At 69.0% G+C, this 26424-nt stretch carries 30 protein-coding genes; 25 read left to right on the plus strand and 5 right to left on the minus strand.

Annotated features, from left to right (window positions below; genetic code table 11):
- On the plus strand, positions 1-404 hold a 404-nt coding region (locus tag AQJ67_RS24335), incomplete at its 5' end, for a hypothetical protein (protein ID WP_208615035.1).
- Positions 405-1320: 916 nt separating this feature from the next.
- On the opposite strand, the gene AQJ67_RS24345 is transcribed toward AQJ67_RS24335, so the two are convergent.
- Entirely contained in the window at positions 1321-1683 is a 363-nt protein-coding gene (locus tag AQJ67_RS24345; RefSeq protein ID WP_062721200.1) for a hypothetical protein, read from the minus strand.
- Between the two features lie 405 nt (positions 1684-2088).
- Between AQJ67_RS24345 and AQJ67_RS24350 the strand changes: the two genes are divergently transcribed.
- The 3 genes from AQJ67_RS24350 to AQJ67_RS24360 all read left to right on the plus strand — a co-directional run bounded on the left by AQJ67_RS24350 (position 2089) and on the right by AQJ67_RS24360 (position 3932).
- Positions 2089-2898: a hypothetical protein gene (locus AQJ67_RS24350; RefSeq protein ID WP_062721201.1), complete on the plus strand. Its 810-nt coding sequence runs from the start codon at positions 2089-2091 to the stop codon at positions 2896-2898.
- Positions 2899-3115: 217 nt separating this feature from the next.
- Positions 3116-3595, plus strand: a complete 480-nt coding sequence (locus AQJ67_RS24355) for an NUDIX domain-containing protein (RefSeq protein ID WP_159058814.1) — start codon at positions 3116-3118, stop codon at positions 3593-3595.
- A 10-nt stretch (positions 3596-3605) separates the two neighbouring features.
- Positions 3606-3932, plus strand: coding sequence for a hypothetical protein (locus AQJ67_RS24360; RefSeq protein ID WP_159058815.1), 327 nt, complete (start codon positions 3606-3608; stop codon positions 3930-3932).
- A 93-nt stretch (positions 3933-4025) separates the two neighbouring features.
- Here AQJ67_RS24360 and AQJ67_RS24365 read toward each other — a convergent pair whose 3' ends face one another.
- Entirely contained in the window at positions 4026-4493 is a 468-nt protein-coding gene (locus AQJ67_RS24365; RefSeq protein ID WP_062721204.1) for a DUF6233 domain-containing protein, read from the minus strand.
- Between the two features lie 573 nt (positions 4494-5066).
- Here AQJ67_RS24365 and AQJ67_RS24375 point away from each other — a divergent pair.
- From AQJ67_RS24375 to AQJ67_RS24410, 9 genes are all read left to right on the plus strand, one after another.
- Positions 5067-5522 carry a hypothetical protein gene (locus AQJ67_RS24375; protein WP_062721206.1) on the plus strand — a complete coding sequence of 152 codons (456 nt, stop codon included), beginning with the start codon at positions 5067-5069 and terminating at the stop codon, positions 5520-5522.
- 700 nt (positions 5523-6222) lie between these two features.
- Complete coding sequence (locus AQJ67_RS24380; protein ID WP_159058816.1) at positions 6223-6963, plus strand: DUF2786 domain-containing protein; 741 nt, start codon at positions 6223-6225, stop codon at positions 6961-6963.
- A gap of 99 nt (positions 6964-7062) precedes the next feature.
- Positions 7063-7470 (plus strand): hypothetical protein, encoded by a 408-nt coding sequence (locus AQJ67_RS24385; RefSeq protein WP_062721208.1) that lies wholly within the window; start codon positions 7063-7065, stop codon positions 7468-7470.
- Between the two features lie 27 nt (positions 7471-7497).
- Complete coding sequence (locus AQJ67_RS24390) at positions 7498-7962, plus strand: DUF6197 family protein (protein ID WP_062721209.1); 465 nt, start codon at positions 7498-7500, stop codon at positions 7960-7962.
- A gap of 93 nt (positions 7963-8055) precedes the next feature.
- Positions 8056-8454 carry a ParB N-terminal domain-containing protein gene (locus tag AQJ67_RS49505; protein ID WP_244190573.1) on the plus strand — a complete coding sequence of 133 codons (399 nt, stop codon included), beginning with the start codon at positions 8056-8058 and terminating at the stop codon, positions 8452-8454.
- Complete coding sequence (locus AQJ67_RS24395; protein ID WP_244190574.1) at positions 8399-9832, plus strand: ParB/Srx family N-terminal domain-containing protein; 1434 nt, start codon at positions 8399-8401, stop codon at positions 9830-9832. The genes AQJ67_RS49505 and AQJ67_RS24395 overlap by 56 nt, the downstream gene beginning before the upstream one ends.
- 63 nt (positions 9833-9895) lie before the next feature.
- Positions 9896-10318, plus strand: coding sequence for a hypothetical protein (locus AQJ67_RS24400; protein ID WP_062721210.1), 423 nt, complete (start codon positions 9896-9898; stop codon positions 10316-10318).
- Between the two features lie 136 nt (positions 10319-10454).
- The gene (locus tag AQJ67_RS24405; protein ID WP_062721211.1) at positions 10455-11672 is read left to right on the plus strand and encodes a hypothetical protein; all 1218 of its coding nucleotides are present in this window, start codon (positions 10455-10457) and stop codon (positions 11670-11672) included.
- A 380-nt stretch (positions 11673-12052) separates the two neighbouring features.
- Positions 12053-13162, plus strand: a complete 1110-nt coding sequence (locus AQJ67_RS24410; RefSeq protein ID WP_062721212.1) for a hypothetical protein — start codon at positions 12053-12055, stop codon at positions 13160-13162.
- 731 nt (positions 13163-13893) lie between these two features.
- Here AQJ67_RS24410 and AQJ67_RS47770 read toward each other — a convergent pair.
- Positions 13894-14307, minus strand: a complete 414-nt coding sequence (locus AQJ67_RS47770) for a hypothetical protein (RefSeq protein WP_159058817.1) — start codon at positions 14305-14307, stop codon at positions 13894-13896.
- Between AQJ67_RS47770 and AQJ67_RS24415 the strand changes: the two genes are divergently transcribed.
- The 11 genes from AQJ67_RS24415 (at position 14306) to AQJ67_RS24465 (ending at position 22011) form a co-directional block, all read left to right on the plus strand.
- Positions 14306-14665 (plus strand): hypothetical protein, encoded by a 360-nt coding sequence (locus AQJ67_RS24415; RefSeq protein WP_062721213.1) that lies wholly within the window; start codon positions 14306-14308, stop codon positions 14663-14665. The two genes, AQJ67_RS47770 and AQJ67_RS24415, sit on opposite strands and share 2 nt — an antisense overlap.
- Before the next feature lie 125 nt (positions 14666-14790).
- The gene (locus AQJ67_RS24420; RefSeq protein WP_062721214.1) at positions 14791-15663 is read left to right on the plus strand and encodes an ArdC-like ssDNA-binding domain-containing protein; all 873 of its coding nucleotides are present in this window, start codon (positions 14791-14793) and stop codon (positions 15661-15663) included.
- Between the two features lie 119 nt (positions 15664-15782).
- A complete protein-coding gene (locus AQJ67_RS24425) occupies positions 15783-16205 on the plus strand; it encodes a DUF6409 family protein (RefSeq protein ID WP_062721215.1) in 423 nt (140 codons plus the stop codon).
- 331 nt (positions 16206-16536) lie between these two features.
- The gene (locus AQJ67_RS24430; RefSeq protein ID WP_062721216.1) at positions 16537-18135 is read left to right on the plus strand and encodes a DUF3560 domain-containing protein; all 1599 of its coding nucleotides are present in this window, start codon (positions 16537-16539) and stop codon (positions 18133-18135) included.
- Between the two features lie 73 nt (positions 18136-18208).
- Positions 18209-18859, plus strand: a complete 651-nt coding sequence (locus tag AQJ67_RS24435) for a hypothetical protein (protein ID WP_062721217.1) — start codon at positions 18209-18211, stop codon at positions 18857-18859.
- Positions 18860-18919: 60 nt separating this feature from the next.
- Positions 18920-19348 (plus strand): DUF6197 family protein, encoded by a 429-nt coding sequence (locus AQJ67_RS24440; RefSeq protein WP_062721218.1) that lies wholly within the window; start codon positions 18920-18922, stop codon positions 19346-19348.
- A 43-nt stretch (positions 19349-19391) separates the two neighbouring features.
- Positions 19392-19793 carry a DUF6181 family protein gene (locus AQJ67_RS24445; protein ID WP_062721219.1) on the plus strand — a complete coding sequence of 134 codons (402 nt, stop codon included), beginning with the start codon at positions 19392-19394 and terminating at the stop codon, positions 19791-19793.
- Positions 19790-20398 (plus strand): DUF6349 family protein, encoded by a 609-nt coding sequence (locus tag AQJ67_RS24450; protein WP_062721220.1) that lies wholly within the window; start codon positions 19790-19792, stop codon positions 20396-20398. Before AQJ67_RS24445 ends, AQJ67_RS24450 begins: the two co-directional genes overlap by 4 nt.
- Positions 20399-20598: 200 nt before the next feature.
- The gene (locus tag AQJ67_RS24455) at positions 20599-20877 is read left to right on the plus strand and encodes a DUF6211 family protein (RefSeq protein WP_062721221.1); all 279 of its coding nucleotides are present in this window, start codon (positions 20599-20601) and stop codon (positions 20875-20877) included.
- A gap of 44 nt (positions 20878-20921) precedes the next feature.
- A complete protein-coding gene (locus AQJ67_RS24460) occupies positions 20922-21575 on the plus strand; it encodes a hypothetical protein (RefSeq protein WP_244190575.1) in 654 nt (217 codons plus the stop codon).
- A gap of 160 nt (positions 21576-21735) precedes the next feature.
- Positions 21736-22011: a hypothetical protein gene (locus AQJ67_RS24465; RefSeq protein ID WP_159058818.1), complete on the plus strand. Its 276-nt coding sequence runs from the start codon at positions 21736-21738 to the stop codon at positions 22009-22011.
- 318 nt (positions 22012-22329) lie between these two features.
- Here the strand turns inward: AQJ67_RS24465 and AQJ67_RS24470 are convergent, their stop codons facing one another.
- Positions 22330-23352: a DUF6528 family protein gene (locus AQJ67_RS24470; protein WP_062721224.1), complete on the minus strand. Its 1023-nt coding sequence runs from the start codon at positions 23350-23352 to the stop codon at positions 22330-22332.
- A 598-nt stretch (positions 23353-23950) separates the two neighbouring features.
- Here AQJ67_RS24470 and AQJ67_RS45520 point away from each other — a divergent pair.
- The gene (locus tag AQJ67_RS45520) at positions 23951-24742 is read left to right on the plus strand and encodes an ISAs1 family transposase (protein WP_244190597.1); all 792 of its coding nucleotides are present in this window, start codon (positions 23951-23953) and stop codon (positions 24740-24742) included.
- Here AQJ67_RS45520 and AQJ67_RS24480 read toward each other — a convergent pair.
- Positions 24669-26198 (minus strand): FAD-binding oxidoreductase, encoded by a 1530-nt coding sequence (locus tag AQJ67_RS24480; protein ID WP_062721226.1) that lies wholly within the window; start codon positions 26196-26198, stop codon positions 24669-24671. The genes AQJ67_RS45520 and AQJ67_RS24480 overlap by 74 nt on opposite strands.
- Positions 26199-26424: the final 226 nt, after the last annotated feature.

Consider the following 26424-nt stretch of genomic DNA (forward strand, 5'->3'; position numbering starts at 1 on the left):
TTCCCCCTGCGGAGGCCATGGGCCGCAACACCAGGGGCCAGTTCGAGCGTGGCAAGGGCTGGATCCGAGACGTTAAGTGCGGAGCCGAGAAGAAGAGCTTCGTCCGGTACCGGGGCCATTACACGGTCACCGTTGACGCCGACAAGTGCACGGCCTACGCGGCCGAGCGCATGCAGTCCCTGTATCGGCAGGCTGTGCGCATCTACAAGTGTTCGCTGAAGGAACTGCCGCCCGAAGCTCAGGAACTCCTCACGGTGACGCTGCTGACCAAGCAGTTGCAGTCCATCTTCGACGCGATGGACATCCTCAAGGCTGCCGGCTTCTCACCGCAGACGGCGGCAAAGGCAGCGGCAACGACCCCGAAGAAGAGGTCTCCGGCAACGGCCAGGAGCCGGAAGACCTGACCGCCAGCCACGAGACGAGGTGGGCCCACAGCCAGGGTGGACCCACCCCGCCAGTTCGAGGATCGCCTCGCTCAGACCCGTCAGCAAGCCACGCCTGTCCACGCGAGTGCTGGCGCACTGGTTTCGGTGGCAGGCCAGCGGGCCCGGAGGCGCCTCCACCCACAGCGCCGCGCGGGTCCCTCAGTGTCGAGCACCCAAGTCGGATGCGATCGCCGAGATGCGCGAAGTCGCCGGGCATGCATCGGTTATCCATGCTCATGCTGAAGAGGAATGCCGCGGTAGGGCGGGGGGTCACCAGAGGCTCAAGGGCCTGCCCGCTGCGATGGCCACCCGGATGTGTGCCGCGATCTCCGCCTTGGAATCCCCGTCTTTTTGGCCGGCCCGGATAGCGGCACCGATAGCGCGGGAGCGTCCGGCGGGGCCGCGGAGGTCGGCGAGGGGGCTGCCCGGGTCTCTGCGGCGGGCCAGCCATTCGGCCCGGTTCTCCGCCGCTGTGCCGAGTCGGAGGTGCGTGGGCTGCTGGCAGGAGTGGTTGTCGCAGGTGTGGCAGACGGTCGGGCTGTCAGTCCCCCACCCGAGGCGAGGGATGACGCCGTGCGCGAGCTGATACCCGTACAGGTGGCCCGGTACTGTGCCACGTCGAGTCCTGCCCGGCCGCGAGGCCGCCCTGAAGCTGGCATGTCCGGTGCTGGAGATCCCGCCGAGGAAAAACCAGCAGTCCTCAGTGGATTCGGTGCGGTAGACCTTGGCCCAGTAGCGCGCTCGAACGGACTCGTCAGCCAGCCAGCTAGCCCACTCAACCGCCGGTATGCGTACGGGAGTTGGTTCACCGATCAGAGCAAGCTGTTCGTCAACGAGAGCGGGCCCGGACCCGTTCACCGCTGAGAGCGGGAAGAGTCCGGGCCCGAAGTCGTTCTCAGGCGGCATCAGCCCGGCCGTCGTCCGGTGCGGAGACCCGGACCGGAACGTCGGAGACCGGAGGGGACGGGGGCGACGCTTCCGCCCGAGACCTAGGGGCTCGGCGGGAGCGCGGCGGGCGTTCCGCGCGGGCGCGCAACTCCTCGATGACCTCCTTGGCGCGAGCGGCGGTAACAGGCTTCGCCTCACGTTCCAATTCCTCCGCCGGCACACCCAGCAGATCCGCGACCAGGTCCGCGTCGTTGTCGAACAACCGCAGGACGACCGCCGCGGCCTCCCGCGCCGCAACATCGGCCTCGTCCTTCGCCCGTGCCGCCTTTACCGCGGCCTCGCGCGTGGCCAGCACGTTTGCCGCGGCCATCTCACGCGTTCTCGCTTGGAGTGCTTCGACAGCGCGAACCCGCCGCCGCAGCTCTGCCGCGCTCACCGATGCCGGAGTCGTGCTCACCCGAGCCCCCAGTCTTGTTCGAAATCTCTGCTCGTCGCGCGCACCGTAGGCACAGGTCCGCGGACATCTCGAACCGAGGGGAGGTGCCAGTTCAGCGTCAGCAGGTGATCACCTGTTTCGAGGGAGCTACCGATCCTTCGGCACTGTTGTGTTCACCCATCAAAGCTGAAAGGGCAGTTGAGAGCGGCGGCCGTGTCACCCTGACCTGTGACGGCATCCAAGATCATTCTCACCGCCAACCGCGGTTTCCATTGATCGCGGCCATAAAGGGCCGCGATGCGGAGTGCCACGTCGAAACCTCGGGCATGATCAGCCAGCGTGGGCTACATAACAGCAGACGCATTCCAGATAGCCAGCGGCGAACCCGAGGTGACGGCCGCGCTCATCACCTCCGTGCCCGCGATTGTCGGCGTTGTGGCTGGGCTGGTGGGAGTCGTGGTCGGCGCCCGGATCGGGGCACGTGGTGCGCAGGACTCAGCCCTCACTACGGCACGCGCCGGGTACACCACGGCACTTGAGCAGCAGAACCAGGAGGCGAGGCGCGCCGCCTACATCGCGCTCTACACGGCCGGCCAACGGTTCCTGAACGAGCTGAAGGACTTCGCGCACCTCAACTCCCGCACCATTGCCCCCGACGAGCCCGCAGATCCATTTGCCAAACACCGGAACCGCATCGCCGAAGCTGTGGCCGCCATCCGGATTCTCGGCCCCGGTCCCGTTTGGCAACACGCGCACGATGTTGAGGGCTGGGTTAACACGGTGACGTGGAAGATCGACGCCGACCGTCACGTGTTCTACGGATGGCGCAACCTCCACATAGCCACGGGGGATCCGACCAACAGCGCTCGGAATGCCCGTATGGCACTGATCAAGATGTACAGAGCCCGATCCGAACGAGAACGAGAACGGCGCCGCGACGAAGCCGATGGGCCACTTCAGGACGTTGAGACCGCGGGGATCATCACGAACGATCAGCGCGAGTGGCTCCAGGCCGACCCCATGAAAACCGGAGCTTCGCGCCCTGACGAAAGGCTCGGCACACCCCGAGACGAGGTCAAGGGCGTGCTTGAGGCGTTCGCCGACGCCGCCGGTAGGTACCTCGAAGACACCAACCTCCCGAGTTCGTGAACCGCCCTGCCGCCAGATGGCGCCAGCGCTCTGTTGCGGATATGGGCCCGGGCAGACAGAACACGTCCCCGGTTCCGGCACCCCTCTTCCGGACCGGCCAGCGCATGGCCTTCCCTTCACACATGGGGCCCCGGTGGTGGCCAGTGCTCTTACTACTGGGAGGGACGGCATGGGATGGGTACGGACAGCGAGAGAACTGCTGCACCAGGGCCCCTTCGTGGCCCTGTACCGCGACTCGGTCCGTCGTCCGGACGGCACCGCCGGCACATACGAGCACGTCGTTGTCGAGGACGGCGTCCGTGTGGTTGCCCTCGATGGCGACGATCACGTTGTTCTGGTTGAGGACGACTTCTACCTTCAAGGGCAACGCGTTCTCCATCTGCCCGGTGGTGGCTGTGCAGGGCAAGACCCGCGCGATGCAGCCCGGAGGGAGCTTGAGGAAGAGACGGGGCTGGTCGCCGGTGAACTCCGTCTCTTGGGGGTCGTCGATCCACTGCCCGCGACGACCAGCGCGAGGACATATCTGTTCGTGGCCACTGGCCTTCGGCCAGGGGCAGTTCACCGCGACGCCACCGAGGCTGGCATGACGGTGCAGCGGTGGCCCCTGGACGACGCTGTCGCGGCGATCCACTCCGGCCGGATCACCGAGGCCGGGAGCATGGTCGCGCTCCTCCTAACCGATCGCGGGCAGGCGTAGGGTGCCGAGCGTGGACGAGGACCCGAACGTACGCCGTGCTGCGTTTGACTTGTACGTGGCGCTGCACTGCCTGGCGGACAGCCAATCCCTCGGCCTGGTGATCACCTCGGCTCGGGACAAAATCCCCGGCGACATCCACGATGCCCTCACACAGCTGGACCGGTGCCGGGACATGCTGAGCCCTGGCCATCCCGACCTGGTCCACATGGCCCAGGAGGTGGTCTTCACCTGGGAGGAGCACCGAACCGACCGGCTCGCCCAGCTCATGACTTTGCTCGATGAGCTTGCCGCGATCGCCGGTTCGTCTCTCCCGCTCCAGCTTCCTCCCACCTCGTAAGCCCGGTGGCCCCGACGGCGGCTGCTCTTCCTGCCGCGCTGCGGCCCTGACGCTGGCTGAGCCCCAGGCACCACGGGGCCTCGCTTGCTGCGGCTAGGCCACATCAAGCCCCAGCTCGGTGTCCGGCCGGCAGAACTGGCAAGGTTCGATGTTCGGGTCGGTGAGCGCAGCTCGCGCCTCGTCGGGCCTGATCCGGTGCGGAGTGCCCGAGATCATCGTGCAGTCGTTGAGGTGGATCACTGCTGGTTCGGGCCCTGTGGGGGTGCGCTTTTGCTGGACCACGAACCCGACTCGGGGATGTGCCTGGGCCAGAGCGGAAAGCCCCTTCGCTCCCTTAACTGGCCGATTCGGACGTCTCGGGTGTCCTGGGGGTGTGGCCTCAGCTTGGGTCAGTGCAGTCTCCACCGCTTTCCGCTGGAGCAGCAGATAGGTGCCGACTGTCTTGCTGTCCGCAAGCTGCTCGTCCAGGTGCGCGGTGACGGCGCCATTGTCCGAGAGCTGCTTGTCCAGGTGCGCGAGGATCGCCCGGAGCCGGCGGGGGTCAGGTGGCAGCTCGGACATGGTGTGCACCGTGCAGCGCCGCCCAGCCAGCCGACCGCTGCCCCTGCCAGTACGGGTGAAACAGCACTACCGAGGACAGGTGGATCAGGCGCCTTCGGTGCGCGGTGCGCTGACACGCAGCGAGTTGCTGGTAGGTGGCGTGCCACTCCTCCTGCGCCTGAGCCAGGTCATCGGGAATCTGTCGCATACCTTGATTAGAGCACTTGTTCGATTTAGTGTGCCACTCAGCTACACCCGAGCGTCCAAAGTCATGCGCGAGTGTCCTGTGCCATCGAAGGTTGATCTTTGCCATCGAAGGTTGATGATCCATAAGTTGGCGCCATCGAAGCTTGATCGGCACTGAGTGCTGGACCGGTCTCCGAGCGCATGGCGGCGTGCAGGAGGGGCTGCGTGCGAGCCCCTGCGGTGAGGTCGAGCGGGCGCACACGGCCCGAAGGTGGCCACGGGAGGCGAGGTGAGCACCAGTGTCAGCCCCATAGGCGGTTTGGTCATCGCCCCCGAAGATCGGACGCCATCCACCCCTATCGTCTCTCTTGGTAGTCGAGCGACTACATGAAGTGAAAGGGGAGGCGTATGCGTTTCAAGTCCGTGGGCCGACTGGCGGCCGTTGCCTCGGCAGTACTGTTGCTGCTCGGAGGGGCGGCCACCTCCGCACAGGCGGCGGCACCTGGACCCGTCGCGTACTCGATCGACTTCTCCAACCCCCAGGAGCAAGACGACAACAACCTGCCCGAGCCCTACGGCAGGGTCTGGGTGCAGGCACCGTGGGGCCAGCAGACCGCACTGTGGGAGCACCCGGACGTCGACATCAACACCCCCACCCTCCCGCGCTACCCGGACGACGGCCCCTACAGCGTGAGGTACGCCGACCACCCCGTCACCGAGCTGTGCGCCCTCGTGGGCGAGGACGACACCGGCATCAACGACGACGACACCCTCGCCGCCGGCTGCGTGCCGGTCGAGGGTCCCGGCACGTACACCATCCCCGGCCCCGACGGGTCAGTCACCATCACCCTGTACGACGTCTGACGGATCTGTCGGGCTCCTTGCCCCGCCGCGGCCTTCACGTCCGCGGCGGGGCATTCTCGTGGCCCGACATCTGTGACCGTCAGTGATCCACGCCACTCAAACATCGATGGCACACGACCAAGATTCGATGGCACAGGGCAGCGAGGCGCCCAGCGAGCTACCAGAGCCTGAAGGTCGATATGGCAGTGGAGGTGGCCACGTAGTGCACGTCCAGCCGGAGGCGCCGGCCGCAGAAGGAGGCATGCCTCCGGCGGGTCCTCTCTCGGAGGGGGAGGGGCCGGTCGCTCGGCTGCCGCGCCATCGTGGTTGCGGAGAGGGGGCGGGGTTCCCTCCTCGATCGGCCGTCCCAGCTTCGCGCACCGCGCCGCAGGGGCGCGAAGTCGTTCGTCCGGGTCCGGGACTTTCCTCGTACCTCAGAAAGTCTCGGCTTCCGGGCGCTCCACTCCGCACCCCTGCACCACGGCACGCCGGGCAGTGCCGTCCGACCGAGGAGGGAACCCCGCCACAGGCCCGTTGTGGCCAAGCCCGGCCGGGCCGTGCAGGTCCGGACGGCGAAGAAAGGGCAGGTCAGAGCGCTGCCAGGCTTGACCGACACCCTAGAACATGGTTTAATTAATGATGTCGGAAGGGGAGGGCAACCCCCAACCGGCACCGGTAGGCCGACCGGCCGCCGATGACCTCTCTCACCAGGAGAACGTACGTGAGCAACACGAAGGCCCCCGCGAAGCTCGAAACCATCCGCGCCCTGCTCGCTAAGGCGGAGGACCCCCGCACGCCGGAGTCGGAGGCGGAGTTGGCCCGGAAGCGGGCGTTCGAGATGATGGCGAAGTACGGAGTCGAGCAGGCGATGCTCAACGACGCCAACCCGGCCAGCGACGCCCCGACGGACCGCCAGATCGTTCTGGATAACCCGTGGGCGATGGAGCGGGTCCGCCTCATCAACCGCATCGCGCTCGCCCTCGGCTGCGAGCTGATCCACCTTGGCCGGGACGGCAGCGGCCCGTCCCGCCGAGTGCACATCTTCGGGTATGCGAGCGACCTTCGGCGCGTCGAACTGCTCTACACCTCCCTTCTTCTCCAGATGAACAGCGGACTGGCCGCTCAGTCGGTCCCGGCCGGGCAGGGGGCGCGCGCATGGCGTCGCTCCTGGCTCCTCGGCTTCATCAAGCGGGTGGGCGACCGCATCGAGGAGGCTGAGCGCGGCGCACGCGAAGAGGCCAGGGGCGAGACCACCGCCACCGGCCGCAGCGCGGCACTCGTGCTCGCCGACCGCAAGGCCGTCGTCTCGCGCAACTACCGGCAGGCGTACCCGCGTTCGCGGAAGGGCGGCACCATCACCATGACCGGCAACGGGTACGGAGCCGGATGGGCCGCAGGCAGCCGCGCCGACATCGGCGGTAAGCGGATCGGTCGCGCCACGACCGGGTCCATAACCGCGTAGCCACCTTGTGCCGGGGGCGGCAGTTTGCCGCCCCCGGTCCCGGGCGCGGTTCACGATCAGCGGCGCCCGCAATTCCGAAGCCGCCCCGGAGGGCAAGCTATGAAGATCGGCAATCACGAAGTGCTCAGCTTTCACACCATCCGCCAGACCGGCATGCGTACGGCGTTGCTCCACAACGGAGACGAATGGGTTACCGCCGTCATCCCGAAATCCTTCGGCCCCGACCCCTCCGAATGGTGGCAGGGCAACTATCACGGCGAGAGCTATGACACCGCACGGCAAGACTTCCTTGAGTGGTCCGGACTTGCCGCAGTGCCAGAGGAGTTCGTGATGCGAGCCCAGTCCCTGTTGGACGAGTGGGAAGCCGACGCGGACCCCCGCACCGAGTACGCCGAGCGCGACCAGGAGGACGAGGAAGCCGCCACCAACTCGTTTGAAGACAGGGCGATAGCGCTCCTGTACGACCTAGCGGCTGCCACCAAGTCCACCGCTGTCAAACGCTCTTGACCTTCCCGCCCCCTTCAGGAGAACGCCATGCCTCCCCACCGGATCGCGCCCACCCCCGCCCGTATCCTCACGGCAGCCGCCGACCACATCGAACGCGTCGGCCTCTATCAGGGTGACCACCTCTGGCAGCCCGGCCAGATGGGTGGCACCGCCCCGTGCACCGTGCTGCATGCGTGGGAGCGCGGCGTACGTTCCGTCCGGCCCCGCTGGTCCGTACGCGGCGAACCGTGGGAGATTTTCCAGCGCGCCCTATTCGACTCCCTCGTCGTGCTCAGCAACCACATCAACGGCCGCCCCGTGTCCGGCGTCCGGTGGCGGAAGCTGAAGCTCACCGAGGACGCCTACCGGCGCACCCTGCTGTGGTGCTGGGGGGACGAGCCCGACCGGACCACCGCCGAGGCCGCCGCGATGATCCGCGCTGCCGCAGCCCTGCACCCGAGTGACGGCGATCACAGCACCCCCGGTTGCCCCAGCATCAAGAACATGGTTTAATTAGTGGTGTCGGAAGGGGGAGGGCAACCCCCCGACCGGCGCCGTCACCGGGCCGAACGGCCCGACGGACTCTCACCAGAAAGAGAAGGACCAATGACGAACACCAAGACCCAGGCCGGCGTCCAGGCCGCCCCTGCTTCGTGGCCGACCCTCACCGTCGCCGAACTCGCCGCGCACCCCGGCAACGTCCGCGACATCGAGACCCCGGCCGATCTGCTGGCCGACGTGAAGGACCACGGCGTCATGGAGCCGCTGTACGTCGTGCGCACCCACGGCGACGTGCCGCAGATCATCGACGGGTTCCAGCGGCTGGCCGCCGCCGTCGCCGCAGGGCTGGAAACCGTGCCGGTCACGCCCCGCCCCGTCATCCGGATCGACGCGCTCACCCCGCACCCGAAAGAACGCCCGCGAAGACCTCGACATCAACACGCCGTTCGTGGAATCGCTCCGCGCCGAGGGGTGCCGCATCCCCGTCAAGATCCAGCGACTTGACGGCGGAGTCCTCCAGGTCAACGACGGTAACCGCCGCTACCACGCAGCGACCGACGCAGGCCTCACCCACCTGCCGTACGAGTGGGACGACGACGACCGCGACGCGGCCGGACAGTTCATGGACATGATCACGACCGCTCAGCACCGCAAGAGCCTTACGACGGCCGAGATGAATCAGGCCATGTTCAGCGCCGCCGAAGCGGGCGCGCAGGTCGGCCGCATCGCCAAGGCCGCAGGCGTGCGACAGAAGGACGTGAGGACGCTGGTCAAGGTGAAGTCCGACGAGAAGCTGAGCGCCGCCGTCGCGGGCGCGAGCAGCTACGAGTGGACGTTTGAGCACCTGGCCGCACTCTCGGAGTTTGCCGACGACCCCGAAGCGCTCACCGCGATCACCGAGGCCGCCGCCGAGGACAACGCCGACGCCGACGATGTCGACTGGGCCATTGCCGTCGAGCGGACCAAGCGCGACAAGAAGGCCAAGGCCGAGGCCCACCGCCCCGAGCTGGAGACGGCCGGGCAGAAGATCCGGGATGCCGAAGAACTGTCCGAGCGCGCTATGCCCGTGTGGCGACTGCGCGGCATCAGCACCGAGGAGCACGCCGAGTGCAAGGGGCAGGTGTGGGTGTTCGACGAGCGGCGGGGGGACCGGTACGAGCCCTACTGCTCCGCCCCCGGCCTGTACGGGCACACCGTCCCCGAGGGCGCCAGCGGCAGCGGTGGGACGAAGACCGCCGCTCAGGTGGAGGCCGAGCGCGCCGCCCGCGCCGCCGTCAAAAAGGGGAACATCGACTGGGACGCGGCCGAGAACCTGCGCCGCAAGTGGATCACGGACCTGATCAAGCGGCGCAACCTACCGAAGAACACCACCAACACCCTGATCGGGCATGTCAATAACGCACTGCTGAACGGCAGTTGGGGAATCTGCGACGATCTGAACAAGGACGGCACCACTGAGATCCTGGCCGGATTCCTGGGCCTGAACGCCCAGCAGGCCAAGGACCGGGGCAGCTTCGCCGGACACGTCGCCAAGGACCCGCGCCGGGCCCCGCAGCTCCAGTTCGCGGCCATCGCCGCAGTCCGGGAGAAGTGCGCGAACCGGTCGGCGTGGCGGACGGATAGCCAGCACGCCCCGTGGACGCGGAAGCCCACCGGCCGCTGGTTCCAGGTGCTCGCATCCCTGGGGTACCCGCTCACGCCCATCGAGCAGTCCGTCGTGGACGACGAGCCCTACGACCCGTCGAAGAAGAAGCCCCGCGCCGCGATCACGTCCGGCAGTGAGCCGGAGACCGAGCAGGAGTCCGGCACCGACGAAAAGGCGGACGAGCCGGAGGTCGAGGAGGGCGACGAACCGGCGCACGACGACGAAGCCGCCGCCTAAGCACCTCAGCCCGATGCCGGGGGCGGGAACCCACCCGCCCCCGGTCGCCCCAGGAGCCCCACAATGACCCGTACAGCTCTGTTCGAGACCCACGCCGACGACCACGGTTGCGGATGCGTCCCCGCCCCCGCCGAGCCCGACCCCGGCACCACCGCCGACATCATGCAGGCCCGCGCCATCGCGGCCGGACTCGCGGAGTTCGGCATCGGGCCCGCCCGCTGGTCCGCCGCCTACGACCACCAGGCCGCCGCCGTCGTCCTGCGCGTGGACACCCCGCGCGGACTGTACGCACTCGCCATCCCGGCCCCCGGCCAGCCGTTCCCCGTCCGCCACCGGGGCGAGCGCATCGGCGCGCTGGACTGCCGCCGCACGTACGGCACCGCCGACAGCTACACCGCCGCCCTGTTCGCCGCGTTCCTGCGCGACCGCGCCGCACTCGACATTCCCGGCCGGGATGCTTGCCCCACAGCTCAAAACATGGTTTAATTAATGATGTCGGAGGGGGAGGGCAACCCCCCTCCGACACCACGGGCCGCACGTCGGCCCCGACCCCGGCCGTACGCGGAGGGCAACCCGCCCGGCCGGGGCCTCGATTCCTCTCTCACCAGCAGGAGCACCCACGATGACCAGCGCAGCCATGCGTTTTTCCATCCCCGCCACGGCCGAGTCCCGCGTCCGTCAGCTTGTCGAGGCCACCAACGCCCGCGCCGCCGTCCACCAGCTCACCGCGTACACGCTCGACATCTCCACGCCGTTCCTGGCGGACTACCACGACGTGGACGGCCGCCTGATCGGCAAGCGTCCCACCGTCACCGTGACGATCTCCGGTGACATCCCCCGTCACCACGGCTGGACCGTCATCGCCCGCCTGGACCACGACGATGAGGGCGAGACGATCACCAGCCTGTTCCCCGGTCTGCCCGAGCAGGACGCCGAGGCCGCGCGCCAGTACCGCGCGATCGAGAACTTCTGCCACGGGTGCGCCGTCGCCCGCCACCGCACCGCCACCTATCTCGCCCGCCACGAGAACGGCGAGATGCGGCAGTTGGGCACGACGTGCGTCGAGCCGTACACCGGTCTGCCGATCAAGGGTCTTGAGGCCCTGTGGAGGTTCGGCACGCTGAAGGACTCCGATTGGGACGGGGACGAGGGCGGCATCCCGGCCGATCTCCGCGTCCCGGTGGACAAGGTGCTGCGGGTGACCGCCGCCCTCGTGAAGGCCGAAGGCCGGTTCTACAGCCGATCCGAGCAGTGGAAGGACACCAGTCCGACCGCCGACGGCGTCGAGGCGTACTTCTTCGACCGCAAGGCCCCGAAGGAGTGGCGGGACGCGCTCGATGCCGACCCGGACGCGCCGGGCACCGCCGCCGCCGTCCGGGCATGGGCCATCCAGGGTTACGGCAGCCTGTCCGACTACCGCCACAAGGTGGGCCAGCTGGCCAAGGGTGAAACCGTCGACCCCCGCCACCTGCCGACGTTGGTGTCTGCCATCGCGGGTTGGTACCGCGATCAGGAGAAGGAGGCCACCGAGCGGGCCGCCCAGAACAGCAAGCCGCAAGGCACCGTGGGTGAGCGCATCACCACCACCGCCACCGTCACCACCGTGATCGAGCTGGAGGGCCGGACGTACGGCTACCACACCCAGCGCCGCCGACTGGTGAAGTTCCAGGACCCGAGCGGCAACGTGTTCGTCTGGTTCAGCTCAGCCGCCGACGTCCCCGACCAGGGCGACGAGGTCGAGCTGACCGGCACTGTCAAGGACCACAGCATCTACGGCGAGACCGCACAGACCGTGCTCACCCGGTGCCGCGTCGCCGCACGCGAACCGGTCGCCGCGTAGCAGCAGCCCCGGCCGGGCGGGAGCCACCGCCCGGCCGGGCCCCGGCCGCCGGGCCGTGGGGTGGGCGGCATCGAGCCGCCCACCCCACGCTCCGCCCATCACCGTCCGGGAACGCCCGCGTCGGCGGCCGGCCCCGCTCACCGGCCCCGTACGAAGGGCGTCCCTCCGGGACGGCTCAGCCTGGCCCGGCTCGCAGCCGGCCGGAACGTCCGGGCCGCAGACGGCCCTCCCGCCTCGTCCGGACGCCGGGCCAAACGGGCGTGCCCTGCGGGCACGACGGCACTGTCCATCGCGCTCCGCGCGACCACGGGCGGCACCTCTCCGACGGAGGAACGGCACGCCGCCGACTGCACCACCGACAAACTCCGAGGAACATCCCCATGCCCGAGAACGCGTGCGCCGTCCAACGTCAGGTTGGCCCGGTAGGAGACCCGTCTCCGCAGACCTGTCTTCAGGTCGCCAGGCAGGCCGCGAACCTCGCCGTCACCGCAGCCGACGACGCCATGACCGCTGCGTGCCACAGCCGAGCCGGTGCCGCCGCCCGTCTGGAGGCGGTCATGCACGCGGCCCACAAGGAAGCCGTCGAGGCCGAGAAGTGGGCCGACCGCGCCGAGCAGTACGCCGACGACCCCACCATGCCGAGCAATGCCCTGCTGCACTGCGCCCGTGAGGCCGTCGACCACGCTGTTCGGGCACAGTCGGCCGCCGGAGTCGAGACGACGGCCACCGACCTGCGGGCCGAACTGGAGCGGAAGTTGACGACGGCCGAGTACGCCGAGCGGGAGACCGAACGCCGCCGGGAAGAAGCCGAGCGGGAGGCAGAGGAGCGCGCGGCCACCGGCATGGACAGGGAGAACCGCGACCGGGCGGCGAGGAATCGGTATCTCGCGGAAGGTCACGTTGCCGAACTCGGCTGGACGGCCGGACACGTCCGGGTGCTGGAGGCCGCCGAATCCGCACGCCTGTACTGGCGAGACGGGCGAGCCCGGCAGGCAGCACGTCACGGCGTGTGGAACGGTGGCCGGTGGATCAGCCGCGAGCGGACCCAGGCCCTGTTCGCCGCACGCTTCCTCGCCGCCGTCCGCCAGGAGGACGGCACCCGCGTACTGACCCCAACCCCGATGGGTCAAGCCGCCCTTGAACTGGCCCGCCTCCACCCGGCCGGGCTCCACGACAGCGACCAGGCCGCCTACGAGGCACGGTTCGCCCGAGTCCGGCGACGCCATAAGCGCCGCGACGATCAGAAGGCCGCCGCCCGAGTACTCCCGCCCCTCGATTCCATCGCCCTGAAGCTGTACCGGAAACCGCTCCTGCTCACCGAACAGCAGGCCCGCGCCGAGCGCGACGCCGTCGACCGCTGGGAGGACGAAGGCGGCTACTGCCCCGCGGTGAAGGCGCCGCACCCAGCAACGACCCCGGCCGAGCCGCCCCCTGCCCCGACAAGTTCATGGTCGGGCGCGAAGTCCGCCGTGCAGCCCGCCTTGTGGTGACACCGGGCGCCGGCCGGAAAGCCTTCTTGCCTCCGGCGGGTCCTCTCTCGGAGGGGGTGGGGGCTGGTTGGTCGGGTGCGGGTGCGTTGTGGTGCGGGTGAAGGCGGGGTTCCCTCCTCGGCCGGACACCCCAAGGGGCGTACCAGGAACCCGGACACGGCGTCCAGGCCGAGCCGCTGCGCGGTCGCTACGCGAGCCAGGACACCGCGCCCGGAACCCTGGTACGGCGGAGCTGTCCGACCGAGGAGGGAACCCCGCCCAGGCCCGTTGTGGCCGGGCAGGTGCGGGCCGGTGAGGTGAGAAAGAGCAGGTCAGAGCCTCTACCGGGGTTGACCAAGACCCTGAAACATGGTTTAATTAGTGATGTCGGAAGGGGAGGGCAACCCCCGACCGGCAGCCCCGGGTGAACGGCCCGGCGGAACCCCTCTCACCAGGAGATAAAAATGGACCAGCGGCCCACCGTCGCAGACTTGGCCCACCTGATCGCCATCGAACTCGGCGGGAACTGGCGACCGCAGCAGGCGTACTACGGCCCTAAGGTCCTGGACTATGCCGCCACTCTCACCCATCTTGACGGCCGGCAGCTCCACCTCTCTGAGCGCTTCGATGACCCCGGTCACCTGCACATTCGAGGCGTATTCCCCGTCACCGACTATCCGTTCCGCAGGGGCGAGCGCGACAGCGTCCGCGTCGTTGTGGGCGGCGACCCTGCGGACATTGCGGCCCTGATCTCAGATGGCCTGATTCCCGTGCACCGTGACGTTCACGAGCGCGTGAAGGAGCACAACCGCGACCAAGCCGAGATGCGGCGGAGTGTTGAAGAGGTGGCTCGCGACCTCTCTGCCCGGCTTCCAGGAGCCCGAACCCGCATCGACGGGACGAGCGCCTACGTCTACATGAACCTTGAGCCGGGCGAAGTGCGGATCGGGTTCGACGGAGAAGCGGTGAGCATCACGCTCAACGACGCTCCCCGGATCATCGCTGACGCCGTCGTCTTCGCCGTGAGCCGATTCCTTTCCCCCATGTTCAGACCCCAGAAGGCGAGCACGGATACGTCGACGGATACATCCTCTGACTCCCGAACACCTCCCGGCGGCGCGCTCTTGCGGCGCGCCGCCCCCTCCCCACGGCGAAAGATCAGTCATGAGTGCCGACATATTCGTCATCACGCCGCGATGGACCGTTCAGGCCCGCCATCTGCGGTGCACGCTCCAACGGGCTCTTGCCCTCCAGGCCACGCAGAATGTCTGGTCCGGAACCGAGAACATCAACAACGCCGTAGCCATGGCGTACGGCAACGAACTTCCAGACTCCGGACGCTGGTTGCTCACCCGCTCGCAACTCCGCACGCTCAAAATCGCCATCGAGTGGCGCAGAGCGACGCGAGCAGCCCGTGACCGGAAATCCGCCCCCGGCATCATCGAACACTGGACAGAAATCGAGGACCAGGTCATAGAGGCATACCGCGCCGCCAGCCACGCGGAAGGACTGCACTGGATTTAAGGGGTTGCTGAACACCTCTAAACATGGTTTAATTAATGGTGTCGGGAGGGGAGGGCAACACCCCGAACCGACGCCGCAGGGCCAGTCGGCCCCGGACGCCAATTTCTCACCAGGAGGACCGCGACATGCCCCGCAAGCCGATGACCAACGAGGACCGTCGCGCCTACAGCGCCAAGATGCGCGGTGAGCTCGAAGCCGTGATGGACCGCGCGTACGGCGCGATGGTCACCAGCGAAGACTTCTGGGCCACGGTCATGCGCGCCGCCGCGACCCTGACCGACCGCAGCCCCGTCAACTCCATCGCCATCGCCGCCCAGTGCCCCCACGCCACCCGCGTACTCAGCTCCGGAGACTGGCGAAAGGCCGGACGGTTCCCGGTCAAGGGCTCCACCTCCATCCGCATATGGACGCCGATCAAGCGCCGGTCGGAAGAGGCCCAGGACGCCACGGCCGCAACCGCCGACGGCGGCGGGCAGCAGGACGCCGCCACCAACGCCGAGGGCGGAGAGCGGAAGGTGTCCGGTTTCAAGGCCGGACCGGTATTCGACATCAGCCAGACCGACGGCGACACCTACGAGCCGCCCGCCGCCGCCCCGCTCGCCGCCGAGGTCATCCGGGACGTTCTGGTCAGCCAGTACCGGGACTGGTACCGCGAGGACCCCGAACAGGCCGGAGGGTTTGCATTCACCCAGGAAGCTCCCGACAACGCCGTCCGCATCCTGCTGTACGGCCACGCATGGCGACGCATCACCGAGGCCGCCGCCCCGCTCCCCGGCCAGCACGCCGCCGAAGTCGCCTCAGCCGCCCACGTCGCCGCGCTCATCCTCGGAATCGCCCCCGGACCGGCCGTCATGCCCCCGCTCGCGGGCATCATCACCCAGGACAAGAAGCCCCCGATCCACGAGTCCGCCGTCCGGGCCATCGAGACCGGCCGCGCCATCGCCCACGCCGTCACCACAGCCGCCGAGCGCCGCCGCGAACTTGCCCCGGCTGGTTGACCCAAGAGCATAAACATGGTTTAATTAATGGTGTCGGAAGGGGGAGGGCAACCCCCCGACCGACACCCCCGCCGGGGCCAACCGGCCCCGGCGGAACCTCTCACCAGACAGGACACGACATGGTCACCACCGACAAGAAGCCCACCGTCCAGGACTTCCCCACCGCGACGCTCGTACTGGCCGGGCCCTGGTTCCGGGGCCACCAGCTCGACACCCGCCCCGCTGTCGTCGTCGGCCCGTTCGGCGGCCCGGAGTTCGCGGACGAGGCCACCATGGCGGTCGTCTGGTTCTTCACCCTCGGGGCCCCGGAGCCCGGCGACAGCGTCCAGGCGATGTTCCCGCACGAGCTGACGCCGCTTGACGACACGCTGACCACGATGAACCAGGACGTTTTCCGCGACATCGTGTGCGGTCTGCGCCGGGGCCGGTTCGCCTACGACGACGGGGACGCACTCCGCGCCGCCGTCCGCCAGGCATGGCGCGAGCGGACCGGACTGGCCGACGCCGACCCGGCCGCCCGCCACACACTCCACCGCAGCTGAACCAGGCCCCGTCGGTCCGGGGGAGGGCAACACCTCCGGACCGGCAGGCCCCCAGCACTCAAGCGGACACCCCTTCGGGGCGACAGCACATGGCCCGGTGCGTTCACCGCCGCCGGCCGACTCCGCCGCAGGCGGCTCCGCCGACCGACGACGGGCACCGGACCAAAGCGGACGCGCCCCGCGGGGGCGCGGCAGCCCCTGCCGTCGCGCAAGGCGCGACGGCCCGCGAGCCGATCGTCCCTCACGGCCCGCGCCCGTGGTGCGCGCCGCTGCCAACGCACGGTCCGCCCTCCGGCCGGACCACAAACTCTCACCAGAAAAGACCAGTTCAGTGACTATCAAGATCACCCACACTCGCGCCGACGGCACCCTCGTGGAGGGCAGCAGCAAGGGCGACGGTGTGTACGAATTGATCCGCCCCTGCGGTTTCCGCTACTTCCGCTCCCTCGGGATGCTGGGCATCCAGCAGTCCCGCGACAAGGCCGCGAAGCGCTGGAAGATCAACGCCGCCGCCGAGGCCCTGCGCCAGGCCGGATGGACCGTCGAGATCGAGATCGACGAGGACACCCGCCGCACCTTCGCCGAAGCCGAACAGGAGCGGTACGACCGGGCCGAGAGCCGCACCGAGCGGTTCGGCGAGTACGCGGACAACGCGGCGGGCCGATCCGAGGCCGCCCGAGAGCGCGGTAACCAGATCGCCGACGGTATCCCCTTCGGCCAACCGATCCTCGTCGGGCACCATAGCGAGGCCCGCGCCCGCCGTGACCAGGAGCGCATCGACAGCGCCCTGCGTAAGCACGTCGAGGAGGGCAAGCGCGCCGGGTACTGGACAGCCCGCGAACAGGCCGCCGCCGCATACAAGGCGTTCCGCACCGATCCCGGTCGCACCCTGCGCCGCATCGAGATGCTGGAGGTGGAGGACCGCCGCGTCGACAAGTGGCTGGCAGGGCAGTCCGCCGGAGGCTATACACGCTCCGACACCGACGAGCTCCACCGCAGGAAGGCCGAGATCGCGGAGCAGTTGGCCTACTGGCGCGAGGTCATCGCCGAGGCCGAGCGGCGCGGTTTCAAGGTGTGGGGCCCCGGCGACTTCGCGAAGGGCGACTTCGTTAATACCGGCGGCACCTGGTACCAGGTCCAGCGCGTGAACAAGAAGACGCTGACGATCCCTCACATCCACGGAGGGGTGGGCGTCCCGGTCCTGCGCAAGGACCCCAAGGAGAAGGCCCGCGGCGGCTTCACAATCCCCTACGACAGGGTGCGGGGGTGGGCATCCGCCGAGGACATCGCCCGACTTGAGGCCACCGAGCCTGAGCCCGAGACCGAGCGCACCGTGTGCCCCCACTGTGTGAGGGTTGCGAATGGACAGAAGCGCTTCAGCGAAGCCCGCGGCATGTGCACCGTGTGCGGCCACGCCAAGCCGAAGAACTTCAAGGCAGCGCCCGCGCCCGCCCCGGAAGCCGCCGAACACCAGGAGCAGGCCGAGCAGGTCCCGCCCGTCGAGGAGCCGGCACCGGCGGCCGAGACCTGCCCCGCGTGCCACTCCAGCCAGTGGCACGCGGAAGCACGCCGCTGCGCTCACTGCCACCACGCCCCCGAGGAGAAGCCGAGCCCCGCGTCGGCCCCCGCTGCGGGGAAGAGCTGGCAGGAGGGCATGGCGCTGGTGTTCATCGCCTCGAAGAACTCCCGCCGCTCCCGCAAGCGCGCCCTGTGGGCGATGACCCGCCGCGAGGCACAGGCCGTATGCGGTGACCCCCGTACCTCCGGCCGCTCATACATGCTCACCTGGACCGAGCGGCCCGGCACCGAAGGCGCCGACTGGGACTGGGTCCCGGACAACGGGAGCCTCGACCCGGTCCTTGAGGACCTGGGCATCACCCCACGCCGTGAATGGACCGCCGCCCCGAAGGCCCCGGCCAACGCCGCGTAAAGACTGCCCCGCCCGCCCCAGCGGCCGAGCGCCCCGGGGCGGGCCCCGCTCTCACCAGAACAGGGCACGCACCATGAGCACCCAACTTCTCGAACGCCCCACGGCCATCACCGTCTCCGGCGACCAGTCGACGGCCGGACTCGGCGGCAACACCATCACCGTCGAGACGGCCACGCCGTACCGCGTCGGGGCCCCCGACATCCAATGCCGATACCCCGTGATCGTTGGTGAAGACCAGGTCATCGGCCGCGCCTACCGCTGGCACCGAGATTGGTTTGTCATCACCACCAAGGGCGAACACAACCTCCGTCGCCCGCCCAAGGGCACCCCCGGCACCGACATGGCCGCCGCCCACCTCGCCGAGGAGTACGCCGCCGGTCGGATCGGCGCCGTCCCCCTGGACCAAGTGCTCGCCGAGGCACCCACACCGCTATGCGGACCGGTGCCACTCCTGCACCCGCGCATGCCGATCAACGATCGCAACATCGAGAGCGCACAGACCGCGTTCGCAGGGCTCGCGGCCCACCACTGGCGGGCAGTCCTCACAGGTTTTCCGGGCTCCGACAACCACTGGTTTCTCTCCTGCGAACTGTGCCCGTGGGAGGGACCGAAGTTCTGGTCGCACTTGCGCGGGCGCAACGGAGAGCCGCCGAGCGCGCGCCGCCACAAGGGCGGGTGCATCGGCGAAGACAAGGTTCGCCGGTTGATCCCCGCCTACCAGTAGCAGCCCGACCAGGGGCGGCGGCACCGCGCCGCCGCCCCCGACTTCCCGAAGGACACCAGCGTGCCGACCCGCCACACCCCCGAAAGCATCGTCATCGCGGACACCCCGGCCGCGATCCTGGAATGGGCCGCCCGCCACATCGAACACGTCGACATCCACCAAGGCCCTCATCTCTTCGCCGGTCCCGGCCGCACGGCCACCCTGCCGTGCTGGCCCCGCGGTGCCCTCGAAGTCGCCGCCGGCCACGGGCGGGGAGCCGCCGGCCGGAGGTACGACTGGGACCGCATCGACCGCGCCCGCGATCAGGCGATCGGCATCCTCGCCGAAACCCTCACCGGTCACCCCGTCGACACCGACGAGCCCACCGCCACCAAAGCCCAGCACCGCGAGGTCATCGACCGATGGAGCGCCGAGCCCGGCCGCACCGCCGCCGACGCCGCCCGCGCGTTCCGCACCGCCGCCGCCCGCGCCGAACAGGCCCTGTTCTGACAGCCCCCACCGCAAGCACCCCGAGTCATCGAAGGCCAGCACCATGGACGAGACGACAGACCACCGCAGCACCACCAGGACCCCCAGCCGCCGAGGAGCCGCCACCCCCAGCCGGGACGGCGTCCACCGGCTCAGCGTGCCCCTCCACCCCCGGCTCAGTGCCGCCGAGCTGATCCGCGTACTCCTCGCGGCTCCAGTGGAGACAGACCTCCACACCCTTGACCCCGTACGGGTCCGGTCGCTCATCGCCGACGTGCTCACCCAGCACGGCTATGCCGTGCTCGACCGATCGCCGTACTACCCGGAACTCGCCCGCCACCAAGACGCCCGCCGTGCAGTGCGCCGCGCGTACGGGCCGCGGTTCCACGACGCCCCCGACGAACAGACCGTGCTCGCCGATCCTCTCCGCGAAGTGCTCGCTGCCGCCGGAGGTGGGAAGTCGTGACCTCGTCCGTCACCGAGCCGACCGGAGCACGGGCACGGCAGACGCATTACTGGCGGGTGCGCAACGCACGGACCCGCCAGCCCCCCGCGAGCGCGGGGAGGGCGTGGCACATCCAGCCCGGTCACCCCGGCGGCGCGTACTGCGACCTCGGCCACCAGCTCGACCCACCCGCACACCACGCCCCGACCCTGCTCTCCCGCAGTCGGCCGACCGGCCGCCGGGGGGACGAGCAGGAGTTCCGGGGCGGGTGCCTCAGCTGCGACTGGGAAGGTCCCGTCCACCGCGGCGGCGGGTACGGCGACGGCGACAACGAGGCGGTGGAGGACGCTCACGACCACGCGTTCCCCGGCTGGCGGACACTGCCGTCGATCACCAAGGTCGAGGACCGATGGGCCGTTCTACAGAGCCGGAGCCGCTGGGCTCAGTTCACCTCCCAGTACCCCGCAGGCTGGATCGACCAGGGCGCCCCCATCGTGGCCTGGAGCCGGTACCGCCGCGAAGCCCACGCACCGCCGCACGCGAGCCGCCCCCACTACGAACTCCGCATCACCCGGCCACCGAGCAACCGGCGGCAACGCCCCACAGATCAAGAGGCCCTCTTCTGACGACCGCCGCCCTACGGATCAGGGCCCCGCCCACCCCAATGCAAAGGTGGTTTAATTACTCCGCCGTCAGCGGAGCAGGGCAACCTCCGACCGGCCGCGCGTCCCACGGGGCGCCACGAACCCCAGACAACAAATGACGGCCAGCGCACAAGGGCAACAAGGCGCTGGCCGTCGGTGTCTCTCACCAGAAAGACCACACCATGCTATGCGAACGACACCCTGACTGTCCCCAGCCGGGCGACATCGCCCAGCTGAAGGGGGGTAACAGCATCGGCGCCTCGCCCAAGCAGTGCTTCATCCTCGTCGAGGACTTTCCCCCGACCGGCCGGCACCTCGTGCTCAACCTCCCGGCCCACCACCCCAGCCGCGCGGACTGGGCTGCAGCCGTCCCCCTGGACGACATCGCCACCCTCACCCGGATCGAGCCAGACGGCAGCCGCACATGGACGCCGGCACCCGAACCCGGCGACAGCACATGACCCCGCCACTCGATCACGGCCCCGAACAAGAAGAGGAGACCGCCGTGCCCAGCAAGACCGGCCGCACGCTCTACTCGCGCGCCGACCTGCGCAAGGTCCACAAAATCAGTGAGCCCACGCTCCAGAACCTCTGGAGTGACCGCGAGAACAACGGCCATCCCCCCGTCGCTGAGACCATCGACGGTGTCATGCATTGGGACGGCGACGTCTGGGCGAAGTGGCACCACGAGCTTCAGCGACAGCGCGCCGCCGCGAACACCACCAACCCGCCGAAGCTCGACGGCGACCCCGAAGAAATGGTCGGCCCCGCCGAAGCCGCGAAGGTCTGCGGGTTTGCGGACTCCACCACCGTCTCCCACTACGTAAGGAACCCGCCCGAGGGGTGGCCCGACCCCGACGACTGGGACGAGCTGCCGACCCGGCGGCGCCCGAAGTGGAAGCGGTGGCGGCTGTGGCAGTACGTAGCGGAGCGGAAGGGGCGCGGGCACGCCGGCGGACGGCCCCGGGGCCGCCGCGGACTGGCCTATCCCTACCAAGGGGACGAACGGCTCATGCTTGCCCGGCAGGCACTCGCCGCGAACCCGGGCGCCAAAAACGCCGACCTCATCGCCGAGCTTCAGGGGCAGACGGACAAGACGTACTCCCGTACGGTCTGGAACCTCATCCTCAAGTCTGCCCGAGAGCACCCCGAGGAGTGACCGTGCCTGTTACCCCCTGCCCGCGCTGCGGCGGTCCCCTCGGCGAACGGCCTGCCCGCACCCGGATGACCGTCGACCGTGAAGTACGGATCTGCTCCGCGTGCGGATCGGACGAGGCCGTCAGGGAAGCGACAGGCCGGACCCCGGTGCCGTTCGGCGAGTGGCCGATCGGCCGGTAGCAGAACACTCGCGCGGGATCTGCCTGGCCTGCCGTATGTTCCGCAAGCGGCACCCCGAACGCGGGGTGTGCCGCATCTGCCGGCACACCGGGGCCCTGTGGGACGGCGCCTGCCGCCTGTGTCGCCGCCAGGCCGCGCTCGCCGAGCGCGAGCGCGGCAGCAAGGCACGCATGGATCTCGAGGACGGCAACCGGAAGGGACAGCAGCTGTACTTTGCGGGCGCGCTGCGAGCAGTTGGCTCGCTACCCGACAGATGATGCCCAACTTGCCCCGACCCGGATCGGCAATGCGCGGCCACAGCAGATAGCCCTCAAGGATTCTGTAGAGGGGAGTCTGGAGAGCGCTGAGCACATGCAAAAAGGACGGCGGTACAGAGCAGTAGCAACGCTGTCTGACTGGCCGAACTGGGCCAGACATGGCCCACGGCTGCTGTCGGACGCAGGCTGGGGGCGACAGCGAAGAAGAAAACCGCGAGATTGAGCGCGGTGGGCAGGATCCAGCCGGCGACCAGGGCCACTCAAGGGCATCCGTGTCGTGGCGACCGTCAATGATCCGCCGGACAGTCCTGGACGCCTTCAGCGCGCGGTCGGCCAGCCGGGCATTTCATAGAACCAGCGAGCCTTGTAGGCATAGGACGGCAGTTGCACTGTCTCTCCCGGCTTCTTCTCGCCCCGTCGGAAGAAGCGGACCTGCTTGCTGAAGTCGCCCTTCCAGTCGTTCGCTAGATACACGTAGTCGCCACCCGAAGAGGACAGGGAAAGACTCTTCAGGCCAGAGCGTGGGATTTTCTTTTCGCCACGTTCCGGGGAGGAGATAAACCCGTTGAAGTACGTGTCCGCGATGTCGTACTTGAACTTTTTGGTGCTCAGGTCGAATTCGTAGATGCTGAGATCAGTGGCGATTAGGATCTTCCGCTGGTCCGGTACAGGAGCGAGGTCGTGCGGGCCTTCCTTCCAAGCCGGGTATTCGTCCTTGAGCTGCCCGGCCTCGCGCATCGTGTAATCGCGGTCGGCGCTGTACGACAGCGGCTTGGCGCTCTTGCCGTCGTACTTGTAGCCGACCAAGCGCCCGCGCACCGGCTTGGTCGTCTCGGGCCAGATGTCCGTTCCCGCTGCCCAGAGCATGCTCTCGGCCTGGTCCCACACCAGGGCATGCCCGGAAGGCAGTCCCGGCAGCTTCTGGATCGGCTGGTCGGCGACCTTGCGGCTGGTGTCGAACACCCACACGCCGTCGCTCTGCGATGCCCCGCTGGTTACCAGGGCGAGCTTGTTGCCGGGCAGCACTTCCAGAGAGTGCATGGAGGTTTCGTTGGCGTTGCCGAAGAGGAGCTTCTTCGACGGGTAGCCGATCAGAACGGCAGCCCAGCCGACAATGGCCGCGATCTTCGTGCCGCCGGCAGCCCACTTGAACTCCGTGATCGACGAACCCTTGCGCATGCTCTGGAGAACTGCAGCGAATTCTGTGCGTTCTGCCTCGGTCATGAGTTTCTCGGCATCACGGGGACTCCACGTCCACACGGGGTCCGGCTTCCCCCGCTCATGGACACGGATCTGTTTTGCGTCACCGTCACCGCGTACACCGGTGATGAACATGTTCATGGAACCTCCTGGAAAGTGGAGCCCGAACGACATCCCGCTCACACCACCGTGGCGCGCGATGCATCCGTCGGCGCAGTGGACGGGCCATTCGGGTGAAGCGACGGAAGCGCCTTGTGGCGAGCGCTCCGAGCAAGCCACCGCTATCACCGCCGCGTAGCCCAGGCCCGCGCCGATGACGGTCAAAGTCCAGCCGGGCGGCGGCGGTGCGCCCTCCATTTGATACTGACCGTGTATCCGTGACAGCTGCGACGGGATGCGGCCCAGTGCTACTCCACCGAGCCGGCGCCTCACGGCTGCATGGTCAGGATCTGAGACAGCGGGTCAGTACCAAAGGTGGTCGCCGGTGGCCTCTTCGATGAGCTCGCGCGCGATGTCCATGTGGCCAGCGTGCAGGGCTTCGGCGTAGTCGCCGGGCATCCGGTTCATGGCTGGACTGCCTCGCCCAGGTGCCCGATCCGCGTGATTCCCGTGGAGTGCCCCACGCTCTGGTCGGCGCCCTTGCCCTGCCCGCCTGCGCGGTGTTGGCGGGGCAACATCGCTGCTGGCGGTCGGCGAATGGATCGCCGACGCTCCGCCCCACGTGCTGGAGAACGTCGGTGTGCGGATCGACCCCCTGTTCCCCGAACAGTCCCTACCTGCGGAAACAACGGTTCGACGACTGCTAGCCCGGATCGACGGCGACACACTGGACCTGGCAGTCGGCCGCTGGCTCGCCGACCGCCGCAACCGAGCCGGGGGCCGGCTCCGCGGCCTGGCGGTCGACGGTAAGAACCTTCGCGGAGCGGCCAGGGCCCACGGCCGTAAGATCCACCTGCTCGCAGCCTTGGACCACGCTACCGGCCTGGTCCTGGCCCAGCTGAACGTGCAGGAAAAGACGAACGAAATCACCTGCTTCCAGCTCCCGCTGGAGACCGTGGCCGACCTGGCCGGAGTGGTCGTCACCAGCGACGCCATGCACACCCAGCGCGAGCACGCCGACTACCTTCTCGGCCGCCAAGCCCACTACACCGTGATCGTCAAGGGCAACCAGACGAAGCAAGCAGCTCAAGTCCCTTCCGTGGGCAGAGATCCCCCTGCAGGGCCGCGTGAGGGGCACTGGCCACGGACGCTTGGAGATCCGACGGATCAACGTGGCCACGGTCAACGGCCTGCTCCTTCCCGGAGCCCTGCAGGCCGTCCAGATCAAGCGCCGTCGCACCGACCGCAAGACCGGCAAGACCACTGCGGACGCACCTCTCTCCGCCCCGAAACGACAGGACAGCCGCGGCCTGAGTCCCAGACAGCGCCTCCACCCTGGGGCCAGGGGTCTGTCGGTCTCAGCTGCGGGGACCGCCGACGGCTTGCTGGTAGCGAAACAGGCTGGCGGGGTCGTAGCGCCGTTTTACGGTGACCAGGCGGTCGTAGTTGATTCCGTAGTAGGCACGCTGCCAGTTGTGCAGGTCGGGGTCGGGGAAGTTGACATAGGCCGCGCGGGTGGAGAGGCGGCGGCAGAGCATGTGGTGGGCGGAGCGGGTTTGTTCCAGGAGGGCGCGGACCTCGGACGGCGGGGCGCCGGGCTTCCAGTGGGTACCGATGTCGATCACGAAGGTTGCATGGCGATGTGGGTAGGCCGTCTCGTCCGGGCGGGGCGTGGCGCTTTCGCCGCCCATGGCGAACAGGGTCACGTAGCCCGTGGCCCGGCCGGGCCCCGGCTGCCAGCCCCGTGTCCAGTCGGCTACGGCGGCCACGGTGTCGGGAGTGGGCCATCGGTCGGGGACGAGGGACTTGGAGGCGTAGGCGTCCTTTGCTCCGGGGGTTTCCATGAGGTAGTCCTGCGCGGACCAGAATCCGCGTTCCTCGACGAAGGTCCGGGTCGGTCGCAGTCGGAGGAGGGGTGCGAACAGGCGGCGCAGGGTTTCCCCGTCGCCGAGCCGCTGCCCGAGGAGTACCAGCGAGGTGCTGCCGTCGCCGGCGTGCTTGAAGCCGATCCGCACGTCGAAGTCGTTGTCGCCGTCCGCGTCGAGGATCTGCCGGAGTTCTTCCATCACCCGGACGCCCGCGTGCAGGCCGAAGGCGAGATCGAAGACGGTGGCGCGCAGTCGGCCGACCGGCACGGTCTCGAAAACGAAGCCTGTGTTGATGCCGAAGTTGCCGCCTGCCCCGCCCCGGCAGGCCCAGAACAGGTCGGCGTTCTCGTCGTCGGCCGCGCGTACCAGCGTCCCGTCCGCGAGTACGACCCGGGTCTCGGTGAGCCGGTCGCAGGTCAGGCCCCATTTACGGTCGTTGAAACCGAGCCCGCCGCCGAGCGTCAGCCCGGCGACGCCCACTCCGGGGCAGCGCCCACCGGGAAAGTAGAGGTTCGCCGCACGGGCCGCGTACACGTCCGAGTTGGTGGCGCCGCCGCCCAGCCGCAGCCGCCGGCCTTGTGGCACCACCTCGTTCAGCGCGCGCAGGCTGATCACGAGACCGGGGGTGGTGGAGTAGCCGGCGTAGTTGTGTCCGCCGGAGCGAGGCGCGAAGGGCACTCCGTGCTTGGCGCACCACCGGATTGCTGCGGCCACGTCGCCCTCGGTCGCGCAGGCGAGGACGCCGGACGGCTGGACGGAGGCGTAACGCTGGTTGTCGGGCGCGGCCTGTGCCGTGTACGTCGGAATCCCGGGGCGGTGCAGGGCTGCCGCCGGGCTGAGGCGCTGCCTCAGTTCGCGCCACGCGGCCGGCTCGACACCCTCACCCTCGACAGGCGGATGGGCGGCGGCCGCACCGGAACGGGTGCGAGCAGCGGCTGCACTGCCGCCCGGACCGATCAGGGTCCCGGCGGCCGCGAGGGCCGCTGCGGTCCTCAGTACATTTCGTCGGTCGGTCTCCACGGGTGGACCCCTTCGCGGTGAGCCCGGACACCGGGCGGCAGGCCCGGGTACCGGGGAGAAACGGCCCGGGTCGGCGGGCCGGATCCACGATGAGGGCGCATCGTGGCGGTCACCGACTGTGGCACCCGGACACAACCGCGATTCACGCGAACGGAGCCAGACGCCTGTTCCGGCTTGGCCGGCGCCGAGACGGTCACGGCGGACAAGGTGTTCTCGCAGGCCATTC

The sequence above is a fragment of the Streptomyces caeruleatus genome (genome assembly GCF_001514235.1).
GTDB lineage: Bacteria > Actinomycetota > Actinomycetes > Streptomycetales > Streptomycetaceae > Streptomyces > Streptomyces caeruleatus.